Annotated in this window: 20 protein-coding genes and 2 tRNA genes; 13 read left to right on the top strand and 9 right to left on the bottom strand. The window is 35.9% G+C overall.

Going from position 1 to position 22,271, the window contains the following annotated elements; translation table 11 throughout:
* Positions 1-36 precede the first annotated feature (36 nt).
* Positions 37-1,080 (bottom strand): thiamine-phosphate kinase, encoded by a 1,044-nt coding sequence (gene thiL, locus ACMHJ2_RS11715; protein ID WP_413513044.1) that lies wholly within the window; start codon positions 1,078-1,080, stop codon positions 37-39.
* A gap of 134 nt (positions 1,081-1,214) precedes the next feature.
* The gene (locus ACMHJ2_RS11710) at positions 1,215-4,457 is read right to left on the bottom strand and encodes a DUF2723 domain-containing protein (RefSeq protein WP_413513043.1); all 3,243 of its coding nucleotides are present in this window, start codon (positions 4,455-4,457) and stop codon (positions 1,215-1,217) included.
* A 177-nt stretch (positions 4,458-4,634) separates the two neighbouring features.
* Here ACMHJ2_RS11710 and ACMHJ2_RS11705 point away from each other — a divergent pair.
* A tRNA-Gln gene (locus ACMHJ2_RS11705) sits at positions 4,635-4,705 on the top strand.
* 596 nt (positions 4,706-5,301) lie between these two features.
* Positions 5,302-5,372 (top strand) — tRNA-Gln (locus ACMHJ2_RS11700).
* Between the two features lie 77 nt (positions 5,373-5,449).
* Here ACMHJ2_RS11700 and ACMHJ2_RS11695 read toward each other — a convergent pair.
* The 5 genes from ACMHJ2_RS11695 to ACMHJ2_RS11675 are packed head-to-tail and all read right to left on the bottom strand — an operon-like array spanning position 5,450 to position 10,159.
* Entirely contained in the window at positions 5,450-6,229 is a 780-nt protein-coding gene (locus ACMHJ2_RS11695; protein WP_413513042.1) for an enoyl-CoA hydratase/isomerase family protein, read from the bottom strand.
* Positions 6,230-6,243: 14 nt separating this feature from the next.
* Entirely contained in the window at positions 6,244-7,713 is a 1,470-nt protein-coding gene (locus tag ACMHJ2_RS11690; protein ID WP_413513041.1) for a sensor histidine kinase, read from the bottom strand.
* Positions 7,710-8,255 carry a CopD family protein gene (locus ACMHJ2_RS11685; protein WP_413513040.1) on the bottom strand — a complete coding sequence of 182 codons (546 nt, stop codon included), beginning with the start codon at positions 8,253-8,255 and terminating at the stop codon, positions 7,710-7,712. The genes ACMHJ2_RS11690 and ACMHJ2_RS11685 overlap by 4 nt, the downstream gene beginning before the upstream one ends.
* A 9-nt stretch (positions 8,256-8,264) precedes the next feature.
* Positions 8,265-9,284, bottom strand: coding sequence for a ferrochelatase (gene hemH, locus ACMHJ2_RS11680; protein WP_413513039.1), 1,020 nt, complete (start codon positions 9,282-9,284; stop codon positions 8,265-8,267).
* Positions 9,284-10,159 carry a helix-turn-helix transcriptional regulator gene (locus ACMHJ2_RS11675; protein ID WP_413513038.1) on the bottom strand — a complete coding sequence of 292 codons (876 nt, stop codon included), beginning with the start codon at positions 10,157-10,159 and terminating at the stop codon, positions 9,284-9,286. Before ACMHJ2_RS11675 ends, hemH begins: the two co-directional genes overlap by 1 nt.
* Positions 10,160-10,386: 227 nt before the next feature.
* Between ACMHJ2_RS11675 and hemA the strand changes: the two genes are divergently transcribed.
* The 9 genes from hemA to ACMHJ2_RS11630 all read left to right on the top strand — a co-directional run bounded on the left by hemA (position 10,387) and on the right by ACMHJ2_RS11630 (position 17,608).
* Positions 10,387-11,646 (top strand): glutamyl-tRNA reductase, encoded by a 1,260-nt coding sequence (gene hemA / locus ACMHJ2_RS11670; RefSeq protein ID WP_413513037.1) that lies wholly within the window; start codon positions 10,387-10,389, stop codon positions 11,644-11,646.
* Positions 11,639-12,571 (top strand): hydroxymethylbilane synthase, encoded by a 933-nt coding sequence (hemC, locus tag ACMHJ2_RS11665; protein ID WP_413513036.1) that lies wholly within the window; start codon positions 11,639-11,641, stop codon positions 12,569-12,571. Before hemA ends, hemC begins: the two co-directional genes overlap by 8 nt.
* A 4-nt stretch (positions 12,572-12,575) precedes the next feature.
* The gene (locus ACMHJ2_RS11660; protein ID WP_413513035.1) at positions 12,576-13,232 is read left to right on the top strand and encodes a uroporphyrinogen-III synthase; all 657 of its coding nucleotides are present in this window, start codon (positions 12,576-12,578) and stop codon (positions 13,230-13,232) included.
* Positions 13,233-13,268: 36 nt separating this feature from the next.
* The gene (gene hemE / locus ACMHJ2_RS11655) at positions 13,269-14,297 is read left to right on the top strand and encodes a uroporphyrinogen decarboxylase (protein ID WP_413513034.1); all 1,029 of its coding nucleotides are present in this window, start codon (positions 13,269-13,271) and stop codon (positions 14,295-14,297) included.
* A 67-nt stretch (positions 14,298-14,364) separates the two neighbouring features.
* Positions 14,365-14,724: a hypothetical protein gene (locus tag ACMHJ2_RS11650; protein ID WP_413513033.1), complete on the top strand. Its 360-nt coding sequence runs from the start codon at positions 14,365-14,367 to the stop codon at positions 14,722-14,724.
* 6 nt (positions 14,725-14,730) lie between these two features.
* Positions 14,731-15,027 (top strand): hypothetical protein, encoded by a 297-nt coding sequence (locus ACMHJ2_RS11645; RefSeq protein WP_413513032.1) that lies wholly within the window; start codon positions 14,731-14,733, stop codon positions 15,025-15,027.
* Positions 15,024-15,944, top strand: a complete 921-nt coding sequence (gene hemF / locus ACMHJ2_RS11640) for an oxygen-dependent coproporphyrinogen oxidase (RefSeq protein WP_413513031.1) — start codon at positions 15,024-15,026, stop codon at positions 15,942-15,944. The genes ACMHJ2_RS11645 and hemF overlap by 4 nt, the downstream gene beginning before the upstream one ends.
* 77 nt (positions 15,945-16,021) lie before the next feature.
* Positions 16,022-17,014 (top strand): porphobilinogen synthase, encoded by a 993-nt coding sequence (hemB, locus tag ACMHJ2_RS11635; RefSeq protein ID WP_413513030.1) that lies wholly within the window; start codon positions 16,022-16,024, stop codon positions 17,012-17,014.
* A gap of 180 nt (positions 17,015-17,194) precedes the next feature.
* Positions 17,195-17,608: a c-type cytochrome gene (locus tag ACMHJ2_RS11630; RefSeq protein WP_413513029.1), complete on the top strand. Its 414-nt coding sequence runs from the start codon at positions 17,195-17,197 to the stop codon at positions 17,606-17,608.
* 77 nt (positions 17,609-17,685) lie between these two features.
* Here ACMHJ2_RS11630 and ACMHJ2_RS11625 read toward each other — a convergent pair whose 3' ends face one another.
* Together ACMHJ2_RS11625 and ACMHJ2_RS11620 are read right to left on the bottom strand one after the other, a co-directional pair.
* Positions 17,686-18,468 carry a hypothetical protein gene (locus ACMHJ2_RS11625; protein ID WP_413513028.1) on the bottom strand — a complete coding sequence of 261 codons (783 nt, stop codon included), beginning with the start codon at positions 18,466-18,468 and terminating at the stop codon, positions 17,686-17,688.
* A gap of 105 nt (positions 18,469-18,573) precedes the next feature.
* On the bottom strand, positions 18,574-19,434 hold the full coding sequence (locus tag ACMHJ2_RS11620; RefSeq protein ID WP_413513027.1) for an alpha/beta hydrolase: 861 nt from the start codon (positions 19,432-19,434) through the stop codon (positions 18,574-18,576).
* 257 nt (positions 19,435-19,691) lie between these two features.
* Between ACMHJ2_RS11620 and ACMHJ2_RS11615 the strand changes: the two genes are divergently transcribed.
* Together ACMHJ2_RS11615 and ACMHJ2_RS11610 are read left to right on the top strand one after the other, a co-directional pair.
* Positions 19,692-21,293, top strand: a complete 1,602-nt coding sequence (locus ACMHJ2_RS11615) for a fumarate hydratase (RefSeq protein ID WP_413513026.1) — start codon at positions 19,692-19,694, stop codon at positions 21,291-21,293.
* A gap of 158 nt (positions 21,294-21,451) precedes the next feature.
* Positions 21,452-22,192 (top strand): SDR family NAD(P)-dependent oxidoreductase, encoded by a 741-nt coding sequence (locus ACMHJ2_RS11610; protein WP_413513025.1) that lies wholly within the window; start codon positions 21,452-21,454, stop codon positions 22,190-22,192.
* The last annotated feature ends 79 nt before the right edge of the window (positions 22,193-22,271 follow it).

The following is a 22,271-nucleotide window of genomic DNA, read 5'->3' as shown; positions in this document are numbered from 1 at the left end:
GCATAAAAAAAACTGGCTAAAAACCAGTTTTTGTATTTATTGTAAAGCATTCCAACCTTTTGCTTTGATCGGAATTTTGGTATTATCTCTCGTAATAAGGTGAACACCTTCACTTTCTTGCGTCATATGTCCGATAACAGTTAGGTTTGGGTTGCCCTTAATTTTATCGTAATCGGCCATTTTAATTGTAAATAGCAATTCATAATCTTCACCACCATTGATTGCGATTGTGGTAGAGTCAATATTAAACTCTTCACAAGTACTAATAAACTGTGGATCGAGTGGAAGTTTTTCTTCAAATAGATTACACCCTACTTTTGATTCCGTACAAAGGTGCATGATCTCTGAAGATAATCCGTCAGAAACATCAATCATACTTGTTGGTTGTACCTCAAGTTCTGCTAAAAGCTGTTTGATATCTGTTCGTGCTTCTGGTTTTAATTGTCTCTCAATAATATAATCGTAAAGCGATAAATCAGGCTGATTGTTTGGATTGACAAGATAGACTTGTTTTTCTCTTTCTAATACCTGTAACCCCATATAAGCGGCTCCGATATCGCCCGTTAGAACTAGTAAATCACTGTCTTGGGCATTGCTTCTGTAAACGAGCTCTTCTTCTTTTGCTTTTCCTATTGCTGTAATACTAATAATCAACCCTTTTTGCGATGAGGTTGTATCACCGCCAATTAAATCAACTTTATAGTACTTACACGCATGAGTAATCCCTTCATATAGTTCTTCTAAAGCTTCTAGTGGAAAGCGATTAGAAACAGCAATAGAAACGGTAACCTGAGTAGGTATCGCATTCATCGCACAAAGGTCAGAAAGATTAACAACAAGGGCTTTATAGCCTAAATGCTTCAAAGGAACATAGGCCAAATCAAAGTGTACACCTTCAATTAATAAGTCGGTTGAAACTACTATTTTATCACTTGGAAAGTCTAGAACAGCTGCATCATCTCCAATTCCTTTTAATGTAGAGGGTTGTGTAGTAGTGAAGTCTTTGGTTAAGTGTTTGATTAAGCCAAATTCACCTAATTGTTCTAAATCTGTTTTGCTTTGGTTTTTATTTTCAATCATAGTGTAAGATTCCTTTTGAAGGACAAAGTTAAGAAGAAAAGTCAAGGGTGCCTATTCGAATTTTTTTTAGATGGGGAATTAGATAAAAAAAGCCTTTAGTCTATACAACTAAAGGCTTTTGGGTATATTAAAGATTATTCTTGTTCTTCTTGTTCTTCTTCTTGTCCACCGCTATATCTTTTGTACAAGTAATTAAAATGAGTAAAATAAGCATTAAAATCAGTTTTAAATTGCGCTACAAATTTGGTTTGTTTGTCATCGGTATCGACAATAGCTACTAAATTTCTCCAAATTTCCAACTCAGAGAGAATTTCATACGAATAATAATTTTGCTCCTCTAACGGAAGGTTTTTATAATAAAATAGCTTCTCATTTGATTTTTGTGCTAATTGTTTAGCGTATTGTTGAGCCACTTTTGTCTCTCCAATTTTGTAATAACACTCAACAAATGGAGCAACTAATTGATAGTAACCATAATATTCAATCGGCATATTGGTCATGGCAATATCGAGAATTTCTTTTGCTTTAGCATCTTTGCCTTCTTCGATTAATTGCTCTGCCAAACGACTCAGATTAATGCGGTAGCTCAAAGAATTTCTACGGGTTTGTGGATCGTGATAAATCTTATCACTGCCCATATTGCCCCAATACCATTTTTTAACTGTTTCGTACATGCGATCCGAGTCAATCATCCCTAGATCTAAAGGATGTGAATTTTTGTTGGTTGATTTAATAGGAACCAATTTGTAGATTAAGCCTTGCAATTGCAAATAATCTTTCATCCAAACAAAGTCGTCATTATTAAAACTACCCCCAGAGAAATAAATCGGTCTCTCCCATTTGTTATTCGCGATGATATCTAACATAATCAAACGGTGTTTGTAAATCGCTTGGTCTGTAATATCAATATCTATCGAAGAAACGATTTGATCTCTTAAATAGGGAGAAACAATGTTGTTTTTGGCTATAGTAGCAGGATCCACAGGAATACTAACTTTGTCTGCAGGAATAAAGTAAAGCGTTGTTCCTGCCTCCGTCATTTTTTTCGATCTTTGATCATCTGAACGAACAACATCTAATAATAAGGATAGATCGACACGTTGATCCGTTAATGGATTAATAAGGATAGCATCGCGTTTATTACCAACATATTGGTCGTGGGTAAATTTAATTGGCAAAGGATCCGAGTCATACGCTTTAGCTTTCATCTGGTCGATATACCAATCTTGAGTTAGCAAACTTGTACAAACTACACGAACATCGGTACGGTAGCCTTCAATCTCTTGTAAGTACCATAACGGGAAAGTATCGTTATCTCCAATCGTAAAAATTATCGCATTAGGATCACAAGAATCGAGGTATGCTCTTGCATTAGCTAAAGCTGTATAGCGATTCGAACGATCGTGATCGTCCCAGTTTTGTTGCGCTAATAATACAGGTGCAGCCAGCGTACATACCGTTAATACAAGTGCAGCAGACAGTTTGGGAGAAAGGTATTTTGTAACCCCTTCATAGATGGAGTAAACCCCAAATCCAAGCCACATCGCAAAAATATAAAAAGAAGGCACAACCGCATAATCGCGTTCTCTTGGTTCAAAAGGACGCTCATTTAAGAATACTTTTAAGGCTAAACTGGTGAATAAAAATAACACTAAGAGTACCCAGAACATTTTAGGATCTTTGCGGTAATTAAATACAATTCCGATAACCCCTAAGATGAAAGGTAGGAAAAAGTAGGTATTTCTACCTTTATTATTTAAAACATCCGAAGGAAGATTCTCTTGAGATCCTAATCGGGCTTCATCTATAAGATTGATACCACTTAGCCAATTGCCATGTTCTAAATCGCCTTGACCTTGAATATCATCTTGACGTCCCACAAAGTTCCACATCAAATACCTCCAATACATATAACCAAATTGGTACGTAAACATATAAGACATATTATCTGTAAAAGAAGGAACCTCAATATCTAAGGCTTGCCCATATTTACTAAAGAAGTTATCCAATTCTTCCACACCAAATTCTCCACTCGCTAGTTTTTGTTTTACACCACGATCCAAGTAAACTAATTCTTCATTATTGACATAATCTTGTGCAACATTGAAATTTAATGGTTTGGAATAACGCATATAGTTAATACGGTGATTTTTATCCGTACTCCACATACGCGGTAAGAAACCTTTGTGTTTTTCATTGAAGTTTTGCCCTGCATTTTTCCATTCATTAACAACTACGTAGGTACCTGTTTTATAATCTCTTTCGTAGTTTGGTTTTTCGTCTTTCCACGGGTTGTTTTGATCTAAACCGGTATACGCTTTGGTGAAATAAGAATCGTAATAGATGCTTTCATCTCCATATTGCTCTCGTTGATAGTAAGCCAATAACTCAGCGGCATCTGATGGTGTATTTTCGTTAATGGTAACATTTGCATTCGCGCGAATAGGCAACATTAGCCAAGCCGTTAACCCCACACAAACAAATACTAAAGTTAAAATCAACGTATTCACGGTTGTATGTCCTTTTTTGCGCGTGTAGTATAATCCAAAAGTAGTAATACCAATTAAGAGCAAGAAAGCGATAACAGTTCCACTGTTAAAAGGAAGTCCTAATGTATTTATGGCAAAAATCTCCGTTTTTCCAAAGAAAGCTAAAAGCTTAGGGAAGAAAAAGGCAAATAAGAAGAATAAAGCGGCAACGGATACGATATTGCCAATAATAAAATTCTTAATCGTTACTTTCTCATATTTTTTAAAATAGTATAATAAACCAATAGAAGGGATAGTCAATAAGGCCATAATGTGAACGCCAAATGAACATCCAGCAACAAGTCCAATCAATAACAACCAACGATTTCCTCCAGGTTGATCTAAATTATCGATCCAACGCAGCCCTAAATACAGTAGAAGAGCGGTTAATACCATTGCAGAAGCGTAAACTTCTGATTCTACTGCATTGAACCAGAAACTATCCGTAAAACTGAAGGCTAGAGATCCAATAGCTGCACTTCCTAAAACGGCAATCGCATTGGATGTATTCCATTCGGATGTTTTTGTAACCATCTTTTTTAGAATATTGGTCATGGACCAAAACATAAATAAGATAGTAAATGCACTTGATAATACCGCTACCATATTGACTGCTAGTGCAATATGCTGAGGTGAAGCTGCAAATAGAGAAAACAAAGCACCTAGCATCTGATAAAAAGGAGCTCCTGGAGGGTGTCCTACTTGAAGCTTAGCCGAAGTAGCAATGTATTCCCCTGGATCCCAGAAACTAACGGTAGGTTCTACGGTTAAAGTGTAAGTGATTAATGCAACGAGGAAGCATAGCCATCCACCGATTATATTCCACTTTTTGTAGTTGAATGTTAACATATAAGAAAATTCTTGGTATTTTTAATCAATATATACAAAGAAAGTCTTTTTTTGTTAGATATGTATTACATTAAAAAAAAATAATTTTGCGTTTTGTTTTTGGATAATATAAAAAAAGTATTACTTTTGCCTCCGCAATGTAGAAGTAGTTACTACTTTTAAGTAGCAAATTGGCACTGGCCTATGGTGTAATGGTAACACAGCTGATTTTGGTTCAGTCGTTTTAGGTTCGAGTCCTAGTAGGCCAACAGAAAGCTCCTTGATTTTTCAAGGAGCTTTTTTTATGGCGTGAAGGGTGATGAGAAATGGGTGATGGAAAATCAATCTCAAAAGTTGTGGATGGTACAAAAAATCCCCTATTAGTCAACATCATCATCTCTGATTACTAAGCAAAAAGTTACGTCAATCTGTATAGAAAGAATTCAATAGCACTTATTCCTCTGAACTGTGCTCTAAACGCTTTAGTTGGGGTAAACGATTCATAGATGACGTTTGTTTAAAGGATTGATAAAAGGATATCAAGTACATCTCGTAGGTCGTATTGACAATGAAAGTATCGTATCGGTTATGTTCAAATAGTTAACCGTAAACAGTCAACTGTTAGCGGTTAACTGTCATTCAGAATGAATTGAAGGAAAAGAGGGGTATCCTAGAAATCCATCAAGAAATCTATTTTAAAAAAATGTTAAAATTTAGTTTGCTTTTTATTGATTATTAGGGGATTGTAGGTAAAGGGCGTTTTTAAGGTGAGGAATTCTTTCTGATTTCTTTGGTAAATATAGAAATAATGCTACTTTTGCATCCGCAATACAGAAGTAATTACTTTTAAATTGCAACGTGGTACTGGCCTATGGTGTAATGGTAACACAGCTGATTTTGGTTCAGTCGTTTTAGGTTCGAGTCCTAGTAGGCCAACAAAAAAGCTCCTTGATATTCAAGGAGCTTTTTTTATTGCATAAAAAAAGGTTGGATACTGATTCCAACCTTTTTTATTATCCTTTAAAGTCCGGTTTTCTTTTTTCTAAGAAAGCGGTTGTTCCTTCTGTAAAATCGGGTGTATTAAAACACTCGCCGAAATGTTTGATTTCTTCGTGATAACCATTAGTACCATCTTTGAAGTTGGCATTAATTGATTTAATTGCTTTAGAGATAGCAGAAGTAGAATTGTTCGAGATCTTGTGTGCAATCGCTTGCGTAAAAGATAATAATTCGCTTTGTTCTACCACGTGATTTACCAATCCATAGGCTAAGGCTTTTTCAGCAGTAATCATTTCTGCGGTCATAATAAGCTCCATAGCGCGTCCTTTACCGATTAATTGAGGTAAACGTTGTGTACCTCCATAACCAGGAATTAAACCAAGTGTTACTTCAGGTAAACCCATCTTTGCATTGGATGAAGCTATGCGGAAATGGCAAGCCATTGCCAATTCCAATCCACCTCCTAAGGCAAATCCATTTACTGCCGCTATAATCGGTTTAGAATAGTTTTGGGCATAATCAAATAATAATTCTTGTCCTTTAGCCGCCAGTTGGGAACCCTCACTTATATTGAAGTTTGAAAATTCTTTGATATCAGCACCTGCAACAAAAGCTTTTTCTCCACTTCCTGTAATAATTACAACACGTACATCTTTGTCTTCTTCTAGTTGAAATAATGCTTGATGTAACTCTTCAATTGTTGGCTTATTTAATGCATTTAATTTCGTTGGCCTGTTGATTGTGATTACTGAAATGTAATCCTTGGTTTCAATTAAGATATTTTCATATTCCATATTGCTCTAATTTTTTATTTGGTCAGTGGTAAGGTAACAGTAAAAGTTGTTCCCTTACTCGCTTGTGTTTCAAAGGTAATGGTTCCTTTATAATTTTCTACTATATTTTTGATAATCCCTAAACCAAGCCCCATTCCACTTGTTTTGGTCGTAAACTTGGGTTCAAATATTTTTGTTTTATCCGCAATAGTGACTCCCGAGCCATTGTCTTTTACTGAGATAATGATGTTTTCGCCATCTTGATACGCTTTAACAATCACAATTGGACTCGGATTGCTATCTGGAATAGCCTGAATTGCATTTTTTACTAAGTTAGTGATTATACGGATAAGTTGTGTCTGATCGATAATGGCAATAATTTCTTCTTCTTCGTGATCAAAATAAATAAAGTCTTCGGTAAAAATATCTAAAGATATGCGAATCGTCTGAATGACATTCAAGGTTTCATTTTGCTGTGCTGGCATAGAGGCAAAGCTGGAAAAGGCGGTCGCAACCGAAGACATGGTATCAATTTGCCCAATAAGTACGGTGGAATAATCTTTTAGTTTACTGCTGATTTCAGGATCTGTAGGATCAAACTTACGTTCGAAACTTTGTACCGTAAGACGCATCGGGGTTAGTGGGTTTTTAATTTCATGAGCCACTTGTTTGGCCATTTCTCGCCACGCTTGTTCCCGTTCATTCTGTGCTAAACGTTGATAGGTTTCATCTAATTTTTCAACCATATCGTTGTAAGCATTGATGAGATTAGATATTTCTTTACTCGTTGATATGTCTTCTATCTTTTCATTTTTCTGCCCTAATTTCGTGCTCGTCATTTTTATACTTAACTTATTTAAACTCTGTGTAATATAGTTAGATAAGAAGTATGAAATAGCAATTGACATAATCAACATAATGATATACACTTGCCCAAATTTATACATGAAGTTGCGCACTTCATTTTCATAAAATTCGGTTTCTTCAGGATAAGGGATTTTAATAATTCCCAATGGTTTAAATTTTTGGTCTTTTAAATAACGATAAGACGTTCGAATACGCGTATGATCGATATCCTCAATGTCTATAAATCGTTTGATAGGCGAGGATTTAATCGTCTTTAAAATGATAATGGGAATATTCGATTGAACACTATCAATTGAGAATGTTCCTTTAGAAGATACAAGTAGTTTGCCATCCAGGTCGTGAATGTTTAATTCTGTATTGTGGATGGACGCGAGTTCATGAATCTTATCTTTAAAGATAAAGGGAAGGTTTTCCGTATGGAGTGGATACGGCGTTGTCGTTAAGATATAAGTAATATTTTCCGTGATAGAACCTTCCTTTCGCTCTAATCTATATTGATGATAAGTACGTGCTTCTTCCTTAAATTGATACACTGAAACAGCAGATATCAATATGGAAGATATGATACTTAAAAAAATTAAAGAGAAAAATATTCTATTTTGAAGGGAGAAACTTTTTAAAAAAAACTTGTCTTTCATTCATTTTCTTTGCGTTGACGAATTTGTTTATAAAGCTTAACACCGATCATTAATAATATAGCCAAGGCTACTAATCCGACTACACCAAATATCCAGTTGAAAGCATTTTTTAAAAATACTAAAAAAACGACAGAGAATAAAATTATTGTTGCCCCTTCATTCCAAATTCTAAAGAAAGAAGATGTTTTAGTTAACGTATTCTGGTTAATTTGTTTGACAAATTGATGACATTTTAGGTGATAGGCCATCAAAAAGACCACAAATAGTAGCTTAACATGCATCCAAGGTTGTTGAAGCAAGTAGGGATTCATCACAAATAGGGAGATACCAAAAAGAAGGGTCAATAGCGCAGCAGGCCAAGTTATGATACTCCATAACCGATTAGTCATGATGCGATATTGTCTTTTGAGAATATCTTGTTCGGGTTGTGGTTTTTCATTCGCTTCAACGTAATAGACAAATAGACGAACGATATAAAATAAGCCTGCAAACCAGCAAACAACAAAAATAACGTGTAGTGCTTTTAGATATAAATAAGCCATAATAACACTTTAATTAGTCTGTTGCCAATTCGTAATCCATGTAGCCAGTGCATCTATAAACTGATCATTGTCATTCAAACAAGGAATTGTTTTGAATGATTCTCCGCCGTGGTGGAGAAATTCATCATGTGCCTCCATGCCAATCTCTTCTAAAGTTTCTAAACAATCCGCTACAAAGGCTGGGGTAACAACTGCTAGATGCTTAATGCCACTTTCTGCTAATTGATTTACCGTTTGGTCTGTTGGCGGTTGTAACCATTTATCCATACCTAGTCGGGATTGAAAGGTATTGGTGTATTTGCCTTCAGGAATATTGAGTTTAGCAACCACTTGTTTGGTTGTTTCCAAACATTGGTGTCTATAGCAATTTTTATGCGCAATAGAAGGGGTATTACAACAAGATCCATCTATTTTACAATGGGATTTGGTTGTGTCAGACTTGTAGATGTGACGCTCTGGTACGCCGTGATAGGAGAAGAGAATATGATCCCATTCATTTTGATCTAAATGCAATTGAATAGACGCTGCTAAAGCGTCGATATACTCTTTTTGATTGTAAAAAGCAGGAAAACTGGTAATCTTCATTTCCTTGAAGAATTTTTTGCGTAATTCTTCTGCTAAAACTTCGATTGTCTCTGTGGTTGCCATGGCAAATTGAGGATACAAAGGAATCATAAATACATCCGTTACACCTTGGTCATGGAGTTCTTGTAATCCCATATGGATCGATGGTTCACCATAGCGCATCGCTAGAGCAACAGGCAAATCTATTTTTTGCTGTAGCTTTTTGTGCTGACGCTGTGAGATCACGATTAAGGGTGAGCCTTCTGGCCACCATACTTTTTGATACGCTGCTGCGGATTTCTTAGGTCTCGTATTTAGTATAATTCCCTTTACTAAAAGTGCTCTCAGTAAATAAGGCATATCGATGACTCTTTTGTCCATTAGAAATTCACCCAAATAAGGTTTGACATCCTTGGCTGTTGGCGATTTTGGTGAACCTAAATTTACAAGTAGTATCCCTTTCATTATTGATTGTTTGAATTAATTGACATTAAATATTTTTTAGGAGTTATCCCGTATTTCTTTTTGAAAGCAGATATGAAATGACTCGCAGAGCTATAGCCAATTTTTAAACCCACTTCATTGACGTTATAATTGCCTTCATCTAATAGCTTTCGCGCATATTCCATTTTGTAATCAAAGAGGAAACTAAATACGGAGTCTCCATAAATTTGTTTGAATCCAATTTTTAGTTTTTTAATATTCAATCCAATAAGATCGGCTAACTCTTGTAAAGTTGGCGGTTCAGTCATTTGTTGAATGATGATGTCTTTGGCTTGTTTTATCTTTGACACATCCTCTTCGTCTGATAAAAAGGGACAATTATCAATATTTTGTTCTTCATTATAATTAAAAACAAGACTTAAAAGTTCATACGTTTTGCCCTTGTAAAATAAGTTTTTTACCGAAGGATGCATCGTAGCATTGAACATTTGTGTCAATACAATAGCAATAGCAGGTGTGATTTTCTGCTCCGTATAATATTTTTTCTCTTTGTTTTCGCCCGTTAAAAAACCAATGAATTCCGCTTCTGATGAAAATAAAGAATGGAATTTTTTAATAGGTATCAAAAGACAAATAATCGACGATTGGCTTTTTACTTCTAAATGAACAGGTAGTTGTTTTTGTGGATTATAAAGAAGTAGAGATTTTTCTTCTGGTAAATCTAAGGTATAGGCTCCTTGATTGTAGATAAACTGTCCAGTGCCCTTTAAACAAAAGTAAAACTGAATGATATCAGTGCCAATCTCCTTGTGAAAAGGAAGTGATTGCGGACTGTGATTGTCTATTTTATAAACAGAAAATTGGGGGTCTATACTTATTTCTTCTATGGGACTCATAGCGTTATTTTTTTGAAAGACAAGGAAACTGATTGTTGTATTTTTTATTTAGAATGATTCTATATAAAGTCTTTTGTAACCCTTGGTAATACTGCAAATGTACTGTAATATAATGAAATATTGCTAATTGTTTTTCTTTTTCTTTCAGCGTTATTAATAGTCCCTCTAGCGTTACTTTTATCGGATCATTAGCGTTAAATTTGCTTACTTTTGAAATTGAAATAGGTATGGAAAAAATAGATAAGGTCAAATCAACTACTTTTTATGCAGTAGGATTAAGCTATAAAAAAGCGGATGCTGAGATGAGAGGAAAGTTTAGTTTGAGTGAAACGGCCAAAGAAAATCTATTGAGTCAAGCGAAAGAAGAAGGGATAGAAAGTTTAATCGTAATCTCTACGTGTAATCGAACAGAGATTTATGGTTTTGCTCAACATCCTTTTGAATTGATTAAATTACTATGTGATAATAGTAACGGAACCGTTGATGATTTCAGACAAGTCGCTTATGTATGTAAAAACAACGAAGCGATTCGCCATTTATTTCGCGTTGGAACAGGTTTAGATAGTCAAATATTAGGAGACTTTGAAATCATAAGTCAAATTCGAAATGGCTTTATTCTCGCTAAAGAACAAGGCTTAACCACTAATTATTTTGAGCGTTTGGTGAATGCTGTAATTCAAGCCAGTAAGCGCATTAAAAATGAAACCGAATTGAGCTCTGGTGCTACGTCTGTTGCTTTTGCAGCTGTACAATATATTATGGATCAGGTGCAAGATATCTCTTCAAAAAATATCTTGTTGTTCGGAACAGGAAAGATTGGACGTAATACTTGTGAAAATCTTGTAAAACACACCCATAATGATCATATTGTTCTAATTAATAGAACCAAAGAAAGAGCGGTAAAAGTTGCGGGGAAATTCAACTTAATTGTAAAAGATTACAACAAGTTAGAAGAAGAAATTAGCAAATCTGATGTTTTAGTTGTTGCAACAGGAGCCCAAATCCCAACGGTCGATTTTTCAATGCTTCACCTCGAGAAGCCTTTAACTATATTAGACTTATCGATTCCGAAAAACGTAGATCCAATTGTAGCATCTCATCCAATGGTAGAATTAATTCACATGGATGATTTATCAAAAATGACAGATAAAACCATTGAACGCAGACGTGAATTTATCCCACAAGCGGAAGAAATTATCGATGAAGTAATGTCGGAATTTGTCGCTTGGACCCAAATGCGCAAATTTGCCCCTACAATTCATGCCTTAAAAACAAGATTAGAACAAATAAAAGATGGAGAAATTGATTACCATCGAAAAAAATATGAGAACTTTGATAGTGAACAAGCTGAAGTAATTACCATGCGTATTATTCAGAAGATCACCACCCATTTTGCCAATCATTTGCGACATGATGAAACTGTTGTAGACGAGAGCATTGAATGGATAGAAAAAGTTTTTCAATTAGACACAAGACAAAATGGATAGAGTTATTCGTATCGGTACACGCGATAGCGAGCTTGCGATGTGGCAAGCAAAAACAGTGGAAAAGGCATTAAATGCTTTAGGGTATAAAACGGAATTAGTTCCCGTTAAATCCGAAGGGGATTTAGTTTTAGATAAGCCTTTATATGAAATGGGAATTACGGGTATTTTTACCAAAACCTTGGATGTTGCGATGATCAATAAAAAAGTTGACATTGCTGTGCACTCCATGAAAGATGTACCAACAGCTTTGCCACAAGGAATCGTGCAAGCAGCAGTACTCCAAAGAGCCAGTACAGCTGATATTTTACTGCATAAAGGAGATACTTCTTTTTTAGATCCTGAAGTAGAAGCGATTGTGGCAACGGGAAGTTTAAGAAGAAAAGCCCAATGGCTTCATCGCTTTCCGAAGCATACCTTAGTAGATTTGAGAGGGAATGTCAATACAAGAATGCAAAAACTCAAAGATAATGCGGATTGGAAAGGAGCTATATTCGCTACGGCAGGTTTAGATCGAATCCGAAAGAAACCCGCTACTTTTATCAACTTGGACTGGATGATTCCGGCACCTGCTCAAGGTGCAATGGTCGTCGTAGCTATGGCAGAGGACTCTTTGATTTTGGATGCTTTAAGCCAATTAAATGACTATGAGGCTGAAATGACGACGCATATTGAACGTCAATTTTTGCGAACTTTAGAAGGAGGATGTACAGCACCAATTGGAGCGATTGCCACGTATAATCAAAAGGATGAAACAATTGATTTTACGGGTATTTTATTGTCTTTAGATGGGAAAGAGAAATTTGAAATCAAAAAAACCGTATCTATTCGCGAGTGGAAAAAATTGGGATTCTATGCCGCACAAGAAATATTGGCTGACGGAGGACAAGCTTTGATGGAAAAATTACGCCAAGAATTAAAACGCTAAGAAGATGCCTACGGTTTTATCAACCCGAAAATTGACTGATAATAATCGCCAACTCATAGAATCAAGTTCTATGCATTGGATAGAAGAAGATTTTATAACAACAATACCCCAAGCATTTTCAGTTGATACACTTAGAGAAATCGTTTTGTTTACGAGTCAAAATGCTGTTAAAAGTATTTTGAATGCGCCACATCTGCAGGAATTAAAAATGAAACCCGCTATCTGTGTAGGCCTTAAAACTAAAAATCTGCTGGAACAAAACGGATGGGAGGTTTTGGCTTGGACCCATTATGCAAAGGAATTAATTGTCCGTATTGAAAGAGACTTTACAGGTAAAAGTTTTTCTTTTTTTTGTGGAAACATCCGACGCGATGTTTTACCCTTGTTTTTTAAACAATACAACATTCTTTTCGATGAATATGAAGTTTATCAAACGGTAAAACAACCCCATCAACTGAAGCAAAAAATAGATGGAATCTGTTTTTACAGTCCATCGGCAATTGAGAGTTTTTTACAAAACAATCAAATTACAAATGAAATTTGCTTTTGTATTGGTGAAACAACTGCAGATGCACTCAAAGAAATTACAGAGCAAATTGTGTTAGCCCATCAACCAACGATAGAGGCTACTTTACTTGCTTGTTTAGCATATTATAAATAGTGTCAGCAAAAATTGACGTACTTAAATGGTTTAGAAATGATTAAAAATGATTTATTCTTAAGAGCTTTAAAAGGAGAAACGGTGGAAAGACCACCCGTTTGGATGATGCGTCAAGCAGGTAGATATTTACCAGAATTCCGCGCTTTACGAGATAAATATGATTTTTTTACCCGTTGTAGAATGCCCGAAATCGCCGCTGAAATTACAGTACAGCCTATTCGTATTGTAAAACCAGATGCTGCTATTTTGTTTTCTGATATTTTAGTTGTGCCCCAAGCCATGAATATTGAGGTAGAAATGAAAGCAGGTGTTGGGCCTTGGTTGCCCAATCCAATTCGTTCTGCCAAAGATGTGGAACAAGTAATTGTGCCTAATATCGAAGAAACCTTAGGGTATGTGATGGATGCTATTAAAGTAACGAAAGAAATGTTAAATGATGAGGTGCCTCTAATTGGTTTTGCAGGTTCTCCTTGGACAATCTTTTGTTATGCGGTGGAAGGACAAGGGTCGAAGAGTTTTGACCTAGCCAAAGGATTTTGTTTTTCAGATCCAATTGCAGCGCATACTTTATTGCAAAAAATTACGGATACCACTATTTTATATCTGAAAGAAAAAGTAAAAGCAGGAGTAAACGCCGTTCAAATTTTTGACTCTTGGGGTGGAATGCTTTCTCCTGTAGATTATCAAGAGTTTTCTTGGAGATACATCAACCAAATTATTGAGGCATTAGCAGACATTACGCCCGTTATCGTATTTGGTAAAGGATGTTGGTTTGCCTTACCTGAAATGGCACAATCCAAAGCTTCTGCTTTAGGAGTAGATTGGACTTGTAGCCCACAAAATGCCCGTTTATTTACAGGTGGGAATATCACTTTACAAGGAAATTTTGACCCAAGTAGATTAATGTCTCCAATCCCCACTATTAAAAAGATGGTGCACGAAATGATTGATGCTTTTGGAAAAGATAAATATATAGTAAATCTAGGTCATGGTATTTTACCCCATATTCCAGTAGATCACGCCAAAGCTTTTATCGAAGCTGTGAAAGAATACGAATACAAATAGACGAAACCATCAGGCAAAAAGGTTTGCGATACTAACGTAAACTTTTTTGCTTTATATACGAAGACCTATGCTAAACAAAGGAGTTAAAAGCGAAGAAGATAGAAGAATTGAGTCCATTGTCGTTAAATTATCCTCTATTGGATACATTCCCGATGATTTACAAATAAAAGAAACCATCGATATAGAATTGGCAAAAATGGGATTGACCTATGATCTTTTATTGGCGATGGAAGCCGAAGAATTGAATACGCATTTGCTAAAGTTCAATTTTGGATGGGATCGTATGGAACAATTTGCAGACCTAATGGTTAATTGGTCAAAAAAAGAAACGAGCTTTAAAGCCAAAGCCAAAAGTTTATATGCATTTATTCAGAATGAAAGCAAAGCTTTTTCATTTGAAATCATGGCGAAAATCGGCCAACTATAAAAGAATATGCGTTACTTAAGAGCAGGTATTATAATAGGTTTTGGTCTTTGGTGTGTGGTACTCCTTGCATTGATGTTTGTCAATTTCTTGGAAATGCGTGAACCTTTTTGCCCTGAATATATACCTCCTTACCATTTCTTTTTAATACTGAGTATCAGTGCATTTTTACCTTATACTTTTCTGTTCGTGATGAACGGAATAGAACGCAAGAACAAAACAAAACAGTTTAGAATAACAACCAAGTTGTACCTCGGTACTCTTTTGTTGTTTACACTGGGCTGTATCGTAGATTATATTATATGAAAGAAAAATTTTATCACTATATACAACAACTCCAAGATCAAATTACAACGAAGTTAGAACAAGTTGATGGAGAAGCTCAATTTAAACAAGATGTATGGGAGCGTAAAGAAGGTGGTGGTGGAAGAACACGTGTTATTGAAAATGGACGCGTTTTTGAAAAAGGAGGAGTAAATATTTCTGCTGTGCATGGGGAACTACCTGTTGCAATGCAAAAGTATTTCGATGTAGGTAATGTCGATTTTTACGCTTGTGGATTGAGTTTAGTCATCCATCCTAAAAGTCCGATGGTGCCAACGGTTCATGCCAATTGGCGTTATTTCGAAATGTATGATAAACAAGGAAATGTCGTGCGCTCTTGGTTTGGAGGGGGACAAGACTTAACACCTTACTACTTATTTGAAGAAGATGCCATACATTTCCACCAAACGTGTAAAACGGCCTGTGATAAGCACGAGGCTACTTTTTATCCGTTATTCAAAAAACAATGCGACGACTATTTTTGGAATACACATCGAGATGAAGCTCGTGGAATAGGTGGATTGTTTTTCGATCGATTGGAAGAAACAACTGATAAATCTGCGCAACAATGGTATGATTTTGTTACAACAGTAGGAAATAGCTTTCTAGAGGCTTATGTACCTATCGTGGAAAAGAGAAAAGCATTAGTCTATACACCAGAACAACGTACCTGGCAAGAAATTCGAAGAGGACGTTATGTAGAATTTAATTTAGTTCACGATAAAGGAACACTTTTCGGATTAAAAACCAACGGACGTATGGAGTCTATTCTGATGAGTTTACCCCCACACGTGCAATGGGTATATGATCACCATCCAGAAGAGGGAAGTGAAGAAGCAAAGCTGTTAGAGGTTCTTGCCAATCCTGTGGATTGGTGTATAGTTAACCATCAACTGTAAACCATTTTAATAATTAGTTGTAGATTAATAGGTAGGACAATTTCACACTGTTAACTGTCAACAATAAATCAAGTATTATGTTTCCATTAGAAAGAGGTAGAAGATTAAGAACAAGCGAGTCCATTCGCAGTCTTGTAAGAGAGACGATTGTGACGCCGCAAGATTTTATGTTTCCCATGTTCATTGCAGAGGGAACAAATGTTGAAGTACCCATTTTATCTATGCCAGGGATCTATAGAAGATCCGTGGATTTAACGGTAAAAGAAGTAAAAGAACTATATGCGTTAGGTATAAGAGCAGTGAATATTTACGTAAAAGTAAGCGATCATTTAAAAGATAATGCAGGTACAGAAGCATGGAATGCCAATGGACTAATGCAAACGGCAATCAAAGCAATTAAAGATGCGTGTCCAGGTATGATTGTCATGCCAGATGTGGCGTTGGATCCTTACTCTATTTATGGGCATGATGGAATTATTGCAAACGGAAAAGTAGTGAATGATGTTACGGTAGATGCTTTGATGCGAATGAGTGTCTCTCATGCACAAGCAGGTGCAGATTTCGTTGCGCCAAGTGATATGATGGATGGACGTGTGTTGCGTATGCGTGAAGCTCTAGACCAGTCGGGTTATACCGATGTTGGAATTATGAGTTATTCCGCTAAATATGCCTCCGCTTTTTACGGACCTTTTAGAGATGCTTTAGATAGCGCACCTCGAGCAGATGTAGAAATTCCAAAAGATAAAAAAACCTATCAGATGGATTATGCAAATCGTTTGGAGGCAATCAAAGAAGCCCTGTATGACGTAGAAGAAGGAGCTGATATAGTGATGGTAAAACCAGGTATTGCTTATTTAGATATTGTACGCGAAGTAAAAGATGCAGTAAACGTACCCGTGTCCGTATTTCATGTTTCGGGAGAATATGCTATGGTAAAAGCCGCAGCGGAAAGAGGTTGGTTGGATCATGATTTAGTAATGATGGAACAACTGACTTGTATAAAACGAGCGGGAGCCAGTATCATCTCAACCTATTTTGCAAAAGAAGCAGCTATCTTGCTGAATAAATAAGAACGGAAAGTCCGATACATATTATCGGGCTTTTTTTGTACCTTATATGTATCCTATCCGCTATTATGTAGTAGAGTTAGCGCGTATTATGTCGTTTTTTTACATGAAAAGGAGTGATTTGTTAAAGCATTGGCTAGAATTGTTTTGTACCTTTGATTTAACAAATAAACAAACAACTCTATGCGTAATTATTTTATTAAAACAATACCTTTTGTTGTCGCAATTTTAGTATTGTCTTGCGGTAAAAAAGAAGAAAAACAACAAGCTCCGGAACCTATATATGAATCTGAACGCGGCGGTGCAACTGCAATGACTGACACAGAAAAAATCGCTTTAGGAAAGCAAATATTTGAAGGAAAAGGAACTTGTGCGTCTTGCCACATGGCAGATAAAAAAGTAATTGGACCCAGTGTGAGAGAAATTGTTCAGATTTATGATAAGCTTGATGTTAGTATTATCTCTTTCTTAAAAGGACAAGAAGAAGCGATTGTTGATCCTTCTCAATTTATTATTATGCAGGCTAATTTAGAAATCACCAAAAAATTAAGTGATATGGAATTAGAAGCCTTAGAAGCCTATATGCGCAGTATGTAATCTTATTTTACTAGTTAGTGTCATTGAAATAAAAAAAGCTTGAGTTAGCATCTGTTACTCAAGCTTTTTTTGTACTGTTATAGTTTTTCTTTGATGTGATCTATTTTAATCCCTCTATCAGAAGAATAAATAATTTTATTGTCCTTTTTGATAAAAACATAGGGGACCAATTTGTTTTTTAGATTGTAAGTAGGTGCCAAATGAGCGATCAAGTCTTGAGAGGTAAATAGTTTCCAAGGGTTTTCCAACAAGCCAAAATTTTTATAAGTACTTCCTTCTGTATAGGTTTGTAAATTTGAAGCGGGATTGATGAATAAAGCAGTAAATATTACCTTTTCATAGGCTGGATCAGTCGCTAAGGCATTTAATTCAGCATAGGCTTGCATACAAGGACCACAAGTCGTGGAGGTAATCACAAATACGCCATCCCAATTCATGATATCAGCTACATTGTAGCGTTCCCCACTAAAAGATTCAAATTCAGTTGTTGTCGTATCTTCAGCTTCAGCATTCCCTGTTCTGGTATTGTCAAACGAAATTGTTCCATCCGCTTCAATTACAATCTCTCGATTATCGCTGCCTATTATTGTGACAGTCTGCTTAACCCCAGAGAGATCAAATGCGAAAATTTGATAATATGCCCCAAACTGATTGCCTGAGCCTTTTTGAAGTAAATCGCCATTGAGATAGGTTAATTTATTTTTCGAATTTAACTTCATTGTCTTTTTGAAATCCTTCAATTCCTCTGAAGATAGATTCTCAATTAGCAACGGAAAATGTTCCTTGATGTAGTTGTCTTTTTTCGTTTGTCCCAAAGCTAATGTTGAGGTTAGCAAGAGTAGAAATACCGTTTTTTTCATTTTTTAGTATAGTTGTGAATTATAAAAAGGAGAAAATAAATTGCAAGCCTATTTGTAAGTAGTTGGTAATTTATGTTGATTTTGTTCTGTTCGTAAATGGATGGCTTACTGTTCAGTTTTAGCTTGATGAAACTGTTTTCTCAACGCATTTTGCACCGCTTGATGTAAAACTGTGGCATGAGTTTCATCTTCTAAGTAATCAAAGGTGGAGTGAATCTGTGGGTTACCTTGAAGATTGACAAAAAAACGAAACGATTCGGCATGCATTTTTTCATCCTCTGCCTTACTTGGAGCTCCAACATATACATGAACGGGATCCTTTATTTTTTTTATTAAGGAAATTGTTGTATCAGCTAATAATTTTTCATCACCCCACCATAAACTTGGACTAACAATTAAGTAGTTGGTAAATAAATGCGTGTAGTGAACCAAAAGGTACGAAGACATTAATCCTGCTAAAGATTCCCCTACAACGGTTCGCTCCTGCGTGGTTTTATAGTTTTTATCGATATACGGAATAAGTTCGGATTCAAAAAATGAAGCATAAGCATCAGCTTCTCCATATTGTTTAAATTGCGCTCGACTAAACCCTTCTTTTTCAATAAAATCTAGGTTCTGTACTGGAAAAGTAAAATCTCTTCTTCGATTTGTATTTTCAATGCCTACGACAATCGCTTCAGGAAAACGGTTAATCCAAGCTTGTGAATTATAGCGAAAAATACCCGTCAAATGGATAAAATCTTCTTCTACCCCCCCATCTAATATATATACAACCGGATATTTGACCGTATCATTGGGTATATAATGAGGAGGTAAATAAATATTAATAGTTCGAGTTTCTTTTAAAACTTTTGATGGGAAAGAGATAGATTCTCCTAAAATTATTTTTTGAGCTCCTTTTTGCCCAAAAACTAAAAGTGTTAAGAAACAAAAAGCAACGGATAAAAATCTTTTTAAAGCTGTCATAGGTTAAAAATTAATGCATTCAAATGTAAATAAAAGAAGATGAGGATTGTGTTTTTATCTTACAAAAGAACATCTCTTTGCAAAAATGGAGCGGAGGGGGAGCTTTTCTAGTAGGTAAGGAATGATTCTCTTTTTATTTTTTAAACATAGAAAATTGGTTTTAAAGCCTTGTCAATCCTAGCTATTTAGAAGCATTCTATGGTTTTTTGATGGGGATATTTCGTAATTTTATCCAACAAAAATAAACTAACAATCCAATGGACTTTATGTATCAAGATCCGTATCCAATCCAAAAGGATGATACGCAGTATAAAAAAATTTCCTCTGATTTTGTCAAAATTGAAAAATTGGGTAATCGCGAAATCTTAGTTGTAGATCCAAAGGCTTTAGAAGTTTTATCTGAAGCTGCGATGACGGATATTTCATTCCTATTGAGAACCGCTCACTTAGAAAGTTTAAAAGCAATTTTAGATGATCCAGAAGCAACAGACAACGACCGTTTTGTCGCCTATAATTTATTGCAAAATGCAGTTGTGGCGGTAGAAGGGCAATTGCCTTCTTGTCAAGATACGGGAACGGCTATTGTTGTCGCAAAAAAAGGAGAAAATGTTTATACAGGATCTAATGATGCTGAAAGTTTATCTAAAGGAATTTTCAATACCTACCAAAAGAAGAATTTGAGATATTCACAAATTGTTCCCATCAGTATGTTTGAAGAAAAAAATTCAGGGTCTAATTTACCTGCGCAAATTGATATTTACGCAACACAAGGTCAGAAATATGAGTTTTTGTTTTTAGCGAAAGGTGGAGGTTCAGCGAATAAAACCTTCCTGTATCAAAAAACAAAATCCCTGTTGAACGATAAAAATTTGACGGAGTTTATCAAAGATAAAATCATGGATTTAGGTACTTCCGCTTGTCCTCCTTATCACTTAGCATTAGTGATTGGCGGTACATCAGCAGAAGCAAATCTTGCTGCTGTTAAAAAAGCATCCGCAGGTTATTACGATAATCTACCCACTTCTGGAAATATGGGAGGTCAAGCTTTCCGCGATTTAGAATGGGAAAAAAAATTGCAATTAGTCTGTCAAGAATCTCATATTGGAGCACAATTTGGTGGTAAATATTTCACCCATGATGTTCGTGTAATTCGCTTACCACGTCATGCGGCTTCTTGTCCAGTAGGATTAGGTGTTTCTTGTTCGGCAGATCGAAATATCAAAGCTAAAATTACAGCAGAGGGATTATTCATTGAACAATTGGAAGAAAACCCAGCACGATTATTACCTGCGAAAGCACCGCATTTGGAAGATCCTATCATCATAGATTTGGATAAACCAATGCAAGAGCAACTAGCCGAACTGACCAAACATCCAATCAAAACGCGATTGATGTTAAATGGAACTGTAATCGTTGCGCGTGATATTGCACATGCAAAGATTCAAGAAATGTTAGATGCAGGACAAGAGATGCCAGACTATTTCAAAAATCACCCAATTTATTATGCAGGACCTGCAAAAACACCAGAAGGAATGCCTTCCGGTAGTTTTGGACCAACTACGGCCGGACGTATGGATCCTTACGTAGATGCATTTCAAGCTGTGGGTGGAAGTAAAATTATGTTGGCAAAAGGAAACCGTTCGCAAACGGTTATTGATGCCTGTAAAAAACATGGAGGATTCTATTTAGGATCAATTGGTGGACCAGCTGCTATTTTAGCCAAAGAAAATATCTTAAGTGTTGAGGTGGTGGATTTCCCAGAATTGGGAATGGAAGCAGTGCGTAAAATCGTCGTGAAAAATTTCCCTGCCTTTATTATTACAGATGATAAAGGAAATGATTTCTTTCAAAACTTATAAAATAAACCAACAACTCAATACAGTTCAAAAGCTGTCTTACAAAAGTAAGGCAGCTTTTTTTATGGATTAAGATTGATTAAATCTCTGTTAATTAAAAGGTTGATACTTTTTTGTTTTCCTACTAATTCGTAATTTAATAGAAACTAAAATAGTAAAGTATGAAAATGTTAGAAAATAAAGTGGCTATCGTTACAGGTGGAGCTTCTGGAATTGGCCAAGCAGTGGTTGAACTATTTGTCAAAGAAGGAGCTAAAGTCGTAATTGCCGATTTAAATGTAGAGTTAGGAAAAAAATTAGCAGATAAGTTAGGGACAAATACCTATTTTATTAAGTCCAATGCCGCTTCTCCAACCGATAATGAAGAATTAGTACAAGAAACGATTAAGAAGTTTGGCAAACTCGATATAGCTGTAAATAATGCAGGAATTGGAGGAGCAAATGCTCCAACGGGTGAATATGATATAGAAGAATGGAAAAAAGTAACATCCATCAACCTCGATGGCGTTTTTTACGGCATGCGCTATCAAATTCCAGCGATGCTTAAAAATGGAGGAGGAAGTATTATAAACATTGCTTCCATTTTAGGACAAGTTGGCTTTGCGGGGTCTCCTGCTTATGTGGCTGCCAAACATGGGGTAGTGGGATTGACGAAAACCGCCGCTTGGGATTATGGAACAAAAAATATACGTGTAAATGCGGTAGGCCCTGGATTTATAGAAACACCACTTTTGTCGAGTATGGATCCAGAAGTTAAACACTTTTTAGAATCTCAACACGCAATGCAACGCCTAGGAACACCAGAAGAAGTAGCCGAAATAATTGCCTGGTTAGCTTCGGAGAAAGCCTCTTTTGCAACTGGAGGGTATTATCCAATAGAAGGAGGTTATCTAGCAAAATAATAAAAAAAGAAGGATTTAGTCATTGCGATTAAATCCTTTTTTATATCTCAAAATACAGATGTCAATTATTCGAGTAAAA

Origin of the sequence: Myroides odoratus, assembly GCF_965118575.1 — a bacterium.
Taxonomy (GTDB): domain Bacteria; phylum Bacteroidota; class Bacteroidia; order Flavobacteriales; family Flavobacteriaceae; genus Flavobacterium; species Flavobacterium odoratum_B.
Note: the sequence above shows the minus strand (reverse complement) of the source record. Positions and strands in the feature narration are given on the sequence as shown.

Coding starts and splice junctions, on each gene's coding strand:
- thiL (WP_413513044.1), bottom strand. CDS start 1,080: ATGATTGAAAATAAAAACCAAAGCAAAACAGATTTAGAACAATTAGGT.
- ACMHJ2_RS11710 (WP_413513043.1), bottom strand. CDS start 4,457: ATGTTAACATTCAACTACAAAAAGTGGAATATAATCGGTGGATGGCTA.
- ACMHJ2_RS11695 (WP_413513042.1), bottom strand. CDS start 6,229: ATGGAATATGAAAATATCTTAATTGAAACCAAGGATTACATTTCAGTA.
- ACMHJ2_RS11690 (WP_413513041.1), bottom strand. CDS start 7,713: ATGAAAGACAAGTTTTTTTTAAAAAGTTTCTCCCTTCAAAATAGAATA.
- ACMHJ2_RS11685 (WP_413513040.1), bottom strand. CDS start 8,255: ATGGCTTATTTATATCTAAAAGCACTACACGTTATTTTTGTTGTTTGC.
- hemH (WP_413513039.1), bottom strand. CDS start 9,284: ATGAAAGGGATACTACTTGTAAATTTAGGTTCACCAAAATCGCCAACA.
- ACMHJ2_RS11675 (WP_413513038.1), bottom strand. CDS start 10,159: ATGAGTCCCATAGAAGAAATAAGTATAGACCCCCAATTTTCTGTTTAT.
- hemA (WP_413513037.1), top strand. CDS start 10,387: ATGGAAAAAATAGATAAGGTCAAATCAACTACTTTTTATGCAGTAGGA.
- hemC (WP_413513036.1), top strand. CDS start 11,639: ATGGATAGAGTTATTCGTATCGGTACACGCGATAGCGAGCTTGCGATG.
- ACMHJ2_RS11660 (WP_413513035.1), top strand. CDS start 12,576: ATGCCTACGGTTTTATCAACCCGAAAATTGACTGATAATAATCGCCAA.
- hemE (WP_413513034.1), top strand. CDS start 13,269: ATGATTAAAAATGATTTATTCTTAAGAGCTTTAAAAGGAGAAACGGTG.
- ACMHJ2_RS11650 (WP_413513033.1), top strand. CDS start 14,365: ATGCTAAACAAAGGAGTTAAAAGCGAAGAAGATAGAAGAATTGAGTCC.
- ACMHJ2_RS11645 (WP_413513032.1), top strand. CDS start 14,731: ATGCGTTACTTAAGAGCAGGTATTATAATAGGTTTTGGTCTTTGGTGT.
- hemF (WP_413513031.1), top strand. CDS start 15,024: ATGAAAGAAAAATTTTATCACTATATACAACAACTCCAAGATCAAATT.
- hemB (WP_413513030.1), top strand. CDS start 16,022: ATGTTTCCATTAGAAAGAGGTAGAAGATTAAGAACAAGCGAGTCCATT.
- ACMHJ2_RS11630 (WP_413513029.1), top strand. CDS start 17,195: ATGCGTAATTATTTTATTAAAACAATACCTTTTGTTGTCGCAATTTTA.
- ACMHJ2_RS11625 (WP_413513028.1), bottom strand. CDS start 18,468: ATGAAAAAAACGGTATTTCTACTCTTGCTAACCTCAACATTAGCTTTG.
- ACMHJ2_RS11620 (WP_413513027.1), bottom strand. CDS start 19,434: ATGACAGCTTTAAAAAGATTTTTATCCGTTGCTTTTTGTTTCTTAACA.
- ACMHJ2_RS11615 (WP_413513026.1), top strand. CDS start 19,692: ATGGACTTTATGTATCAAGATCCGTATCCAATCCAAAAGGATGATACG.
- ACMHJ2_RS11610 (WP_413513025.1), top strand. CDS start 21,452: ATGAAAATGTTAGAAAATAAAGTGGCTATCGTTACAGGTGGAGCTTCT.